The organism is Bacillus sp. GC_Bacil_1 (assembly GCF_026540675.1).
GTDB classification, from domain to species: domain Bacteria; phylum Bacillota; class Bacilli; order Bacillales; family Bacillaceae_G; genus Bacillus_A; species Bacillus_A cereus.
On the sequence record NZ_JALNUG010000062.1, the window covers coordinates 1 to 428 of the forward strand.

Below are 428 nucleotides of genomic sequence, written 5' to 3' on the forward strand. Positions count from 1 at the left end.
AAAAGCGGGTGAAGAGAATCGAACTCTCGACCAGAGCTTGGAAGGCTCTTGTTTTACCACTAAACTACACCCGCGTGGTCGGGAAGACAGGATTTGAACCTGCGACCCCCTGGTCCCAAACCAGGTGCTCTACCAAGCTGAGCCACTTCCCGTAATTGGCGCGCCCGAGAGGAGTCGAACCCCTAACCTCTTGATCCGTAGTCAAACGCTCTATCCAATTGAGCTACGGGCGCTTATTCATGATGTTTTTTCGTCGTTGTATTTTGGCGACTCAATTATCTTATCATACTACATTTTCAAATGCAAGTACTTTTTTAAGATTTTTTTGATGCGGCCGAGAGGACTTGAACCTCCACGGGGTTTCCCCCACTAGGCCCTCAACCTAGCGCGTCTGCCGTTCCGCCACGACCGCGCGGAAAAAACAAAAA

Annotated in this window: 4 tRNA genes; all 4 read right to left on the reverse strand. The window is 50.0% G+C overall.

The annotated features are described in order from the left end of the window. Window positions 1-3: 3 nt before the first annotated feature. The 4 genes from OXT04_RS29605 to OXT04_RS29620 all read right to left on the reverse strand — a co-directional run bounded on the left by OXT04_RS29605 (window position 4) and on the right by OXT04_RS29620 (window position 412). Window positions 4-74, reverse strand: a tRNA-Gly gene (locus OXT04_RS29605). A 1-nt stretch (window position 75) separates the two neighbouring features. Next, a tRNA-Pro gene (locus OXT04_RS29610) sits at window positions 76-152 on the reverse strand. 4 nt (window positions 153-156) lie between these two features. Then, a tRNA-Arg gene (locus tag OXT04_RS29615) sits at window positions 157-233 on the reverse strand. Between the two features lie 96 nt (window positions 234-329). After that, a tRNA-Leu gene (locus OXT04_RS29620) sits at window positions 330-412 on the reverse strand. Window positions 413-428 lie beyond the last annotated feature (16 nt).